The organism is Microbacterium sp. BF1 (genome assembly GCF_019279095.1).
Taxonomy (GTDB): domain Bacteria; phylum Actinomycetota; class Actinomycetes; order Actinomycetales; family Microbacteriaceae; genus Microbacterium; species Microbacterium maritypicum.
Window position 1 is genome coordinate 1 of the sequence record NZ_JAGYWT010000262.1, and the last position, 3,390, is coordinate 3,390.

A 3,390-nucleotide genomic window follows, 5' to 3' on the forward strand; every position below is an offset into this window, starting at 1 on the left:
GCAGGCGTTCGGCGTTGACGGCGTCGAGGCGTTCGGGCACCTGGGTCACCACGGTCTGCGGAGCGAGGGCGGTGATGGCGCGCGCGGCGGATGCGGTCTTCAAGGCTCCGATGTCCTCCACCCGGTGCGCCAGCTGGCGCTGCAGGTTGGTGAGCTCCACGATGTCGTCGTCGATCACCGTGATGGTGCCGATTCCCGCGGCGGCCAGGGCGAGCAGGACGGGGGAGCCGAGCCCTCCCGCGCCGATGATCGTGACATGCGCGGCGTTGAGGCGGCGCTGACCTTCTTCGCCGATGCCGGAGAGCACCGCGTGCCGGGCCGTGCGGACGAGTTCTTCGGGGTCCAGCGCGGCGACCGGGGCGACGAGGGGCTGCATGGGTTCAGCGTATGCCCCCGGTTCTGGCCTGGAGCGCATCGTCGACGACCGCGAACACCTCGGGATCCCAGGTGAGCGCCCGCTCCCACGGCAGGCCGAAGGCGTCGGCGAAGAAGATGCTGTGCACGTCGTCGTCGAAGCTGTGACGGACAGCGCGGGGGAGGACCTCGCTCGGCACATCGTCCGCCCGAGCGCTCCGCTGCGACACGAGCCCGTCGTGCGGCCACAGCTGGAGCGGTTCGGACGCCGAGTGGAAGTGCCCGCCGCCGATCGCGGTGACGGCGATCGTGTCGAGCACCCCGACCTGCGTCGCATTCCACTCCCGAAGGAACCGGCGCGAGACCTGGTCGGCAGCGCCCTGCGAGTTCTCGGCGGCGTAGCTGCGCGATCTCTCCAGGATCTGGGCGGTCCCCTCGTCGCCGGCGGCCTCGTCCGCGGAGATCTCGCCGGTGAGCACATCGCCGAGCAGCGAACCCTCCCACGGGGTCCCGAGGGTGAGGAGTCGATGCACCGACGGTCCGGCCCCCTGCAGATGGCGGATCGCCGCGCGGGAGAACAGCCCGCCCATCGAGTGCGCGACGAGGTCGACGTCGGTGAAGCCGTGTTCCTCGCCGAGCCACCGCAGGAATGCGGCCAAGCGGGCACCGCCCTCGTCGATCCCGCCGACCGCGTTGACGGTCATCTCCGCGGGCAGCACGACGGGCGCATCAGCGAAACCCTGCCACCCGGCGTCTTCCCTGACCTCGCCGTCTCCGATGCGGGCGGGTGCGGTGAAGACCGCAGCGCCACGCTCGAGAAGATGAGCGCGAAGGGCGGTGAGCGTGTTGCCGGCGGCGAGGCCCGACCCGCTGGCGCGGTCGGGATCCGTGAACGGTGTCACTGCAGCACCGCCCGATACGAGAACGACAGCATCCGCCATGGTGTTCCTTCCGAAGACCTACGCGGTCAGGATAGGGCAGAACGCGGGTGCCCTGACGACGGTCGATCGGATCGCCCGTGTCGCCTCAGCGCGCGGCATCCGTCATCGAGCCGAGCTCGGACGGGTGGGTGAGTCGCCACCACTCGGACGGCGAGTCGATGCTGCCTTTGATCTGGACCCGGGCGGTGACGGTGTTCGGGCCCGCGGTCCAGGTGACGCTCCCCACGACCGAGCCGTCCCGATAGGTCGGCGGAGTCTCGATGTCCATCGTCACGGTGATCGGCGTGTCCGACCAGGTGAAGATCGATGCCGCCTCTCCGATGACCAGTCGCGCGGTGTCGCCCCACGGCGTCGAGATCGTGCCGATCTCCTGTCCTGAGGTCGCTACCGGCACCTGGTGGAAACCGGCGCGGACGCTGTCCAGAGTGGCGATCACGCTGGCGTTCACCGACTCGCGCGAGGGTCCTCCGAGCACGACACCGGTCACCGCGAGAGGGTCGGTGGTGCCCACGACGAGGGTCGCGGTGTACAGCAGGCTGTAGGTGCCCTCGCCGAGGCTGCCGGTCTTCAACCCCGTGATGCCGCTGGTTCCGAGGAGGCCGTTGGTGTTGTTGAGCGGGCCGGCGCCGGGGAGTGAGATCGATGGGGTCGCGACGATCTGAGCGATCACCGGATTCGCGGCGGCGAGCTTCCCGATCGCCATGAGGTCGGCGGGCGTGCTCGTGTTGCGGGGGCTGATCCCCGTGGGCTCGGTGATCGTCGTGCCCGTCAGGCCATGGGCGGCGAGCCAGTTGCGCGTCGCGCCGAGGAACGCGCTCTGCGATCCGAAGATCCGGGATGACAGCGCCTCGGCGTAGTTGCTCGCCGAGGGGATCAGCATGGCGGCCAGGGCATCGCGCAGCGACATCGAGGTGCCGGTGGGCATGGGGGCGATGGTCGCCCCCATCACGTAGTACCTGTCGTAGAGGTCGTGATCGGATTTGTCGAACGTGATCGTCGGTCCGGGGTCTTCTGCGGAGGCGAGCGGGGAGGCCTCGAGGATGACCAACGCGGTGATGAGCTTCGTGATGCTCGCGATGGGGAGCGGCTCGCCGGTGCCGCTCGACGTCCAGATTCCACTCGCCGACTCGCCCAGGTAGGCGTCCGCGCCGGAGACGCTGATCGCCGATGCGCCGACCGGGGGCGTGGCGACCGACGCCGCACCGACGGTCGGGGCCTGCGGTGTCTGTGTGGTCATAGTGGGCGCACCGACGGGAGCGGTGAGAGCCCACCCGACGTAACCGCCGGTCGCGGCCAGCAACAGGACGACGCAGACCGCCGTGATGATGAGACCCCGGCGCCTGCGCCTTCGGCGGACTACCGGATCGACGAGATCACGAGGGGAGAGGAACTCCTGCTCGTGCGTCATCAGCTCGGCGAAGTCGGACAGGTCGTCCGCCGGTGGATTCGGTGCCGTCATGGTGATAGTCATCATGTCGGACATCCGACGCACGCGGTATCGGCCATTCGGGGGACACAGGGACCGCGGCGTGTGGGAGGGGAGTGATCGGCCACGCAGAGTCGCAGAGTCGGAGATTATCGATGGATATCTCCGTATCTGCGGTAGATTCACTTCATGCAGACCTACCGGATCGCCCGTGCCGCGCAGCTGCTCGGGGTGAGCGACGACACGGTCCGTCGATGGATCGAGCAGGGGCTGCTGCCGGTCACCGATGCGGTTCCGGCCGAGATCCCCGGGGATGCCGTCGCGGCGCGAGCCGTCGCCCTCGCGGAGGAGGCGAAGAAGGCCGGAGACGTGCTCTCCAGCGCCCGCAACCGCTTCGTCGGCATCGTCACCCGGGTGCAGGTCGACGGGTTGATGGCACAGATCGACATCCAATCCGGACCGCATAGGGTCGTCTCGCTGATCTCGTCCGAAGCGGTGCGCGAACTCCAGCTCGAGGTCGGTTCGCTCGCCACCGCATCCGTGACGGAACGCGGATAGCTCATCACTCGTTTCCTCGCGTCTTGGGAGCTGGCTTCATCTCCGTTGCTCGAAGCGAATACGCAACACGAGGTCGTCCGCCCGTCTCCTTGACGTAGGGAGTCACCGACA

Annotated in this window: 4 protein-coding genes; 1 reads left to right on the forward strand and 3 read right to left on the reverse strand. The window is 68.8% G+C overall.

Annotated elements, in window-relative coordinates:
• From KZA10_RS10065 to KZA10_RS10075, 3 genes are all read right to left on the reverse strand, one after another.
• The coding region (locus tag KZA10_RS10065; RefSeq protein ID WP_218682791.1) for a ThiF family adenylyltransferase at positions 1 to 376 on the reverse strand (376 nt) is incomplete at its 3' end.
• 4 nt (positions 377 to 380) lie between these two features.
• The gene (locus KZA10_RS10070; protein WP_218682792.1) at positions 381 to 1,295 is read right to left on the reverse strand and encodes a triacylglycerol lipase; all 915 of its coding nucleotides are present in this window, start codon (positions 1,293 to 1,295) and stop codon (positions 381 to 383) included.
• A gap of 85 nt (positions 1,296 to 1,380) precedes the next feature.
• Complete coding sequence (locus KZA10_RS10075; protein ID WP_256934682.1) at positions 1,381 to 2,769, reverse strand: D-alanyl-D-alanine carboxypeptidase family protein; 1,389 nt, start codon at positions 2,767 to 2,769, stop codon at positions 1,381 to 1,383.
• A gap of 141 nt (positions 2,770 to 2,910) precedes the next feature.
• Between KZA10_RS10075 and KZA10_RS10080 the strand changes: the two genes are divergently transcribed.
• Positions 2,911 to 3,279: a molybdopterin-binding protein gene (locus tag KZA10_RS10080; protein WP_218682793.1), complete on the forward strand. Its 369-nt coding sequence runs from the start codon at positions 2,911 to 2,913 to the stop codon at positions 3,277 to 3,279.
• Positions 3,280 to 3,390 lie beyond the last annotated feature (111 nt).

What these genes read in the sequence shown, in the direction of transcription:
- KZA10_RS10070 (WP_218682792.1), bottom strand. Translation starts at nt 1,295, where the DNA reads ATGGCGGATGCTGTCGTTCTCGTATCGGGCGGTGCTGCAGTGACACCG.
- KZA10_RS10075 (WP_256934682.1), bottom strand. Translation starts at nt 2,769, where the DNA reads ATGATGACTATCACCATGACGGCACCGAATCCACCGGCGGACGACCTG.
- KZA10_RS10080 (WP_218682793.1), top strand. Translation starts at nt 2,911, where the DNA reads ATGCAGACCTACCGGATCGCCCGTGCCGCGCAGCTGCTCGGGGTGAGC.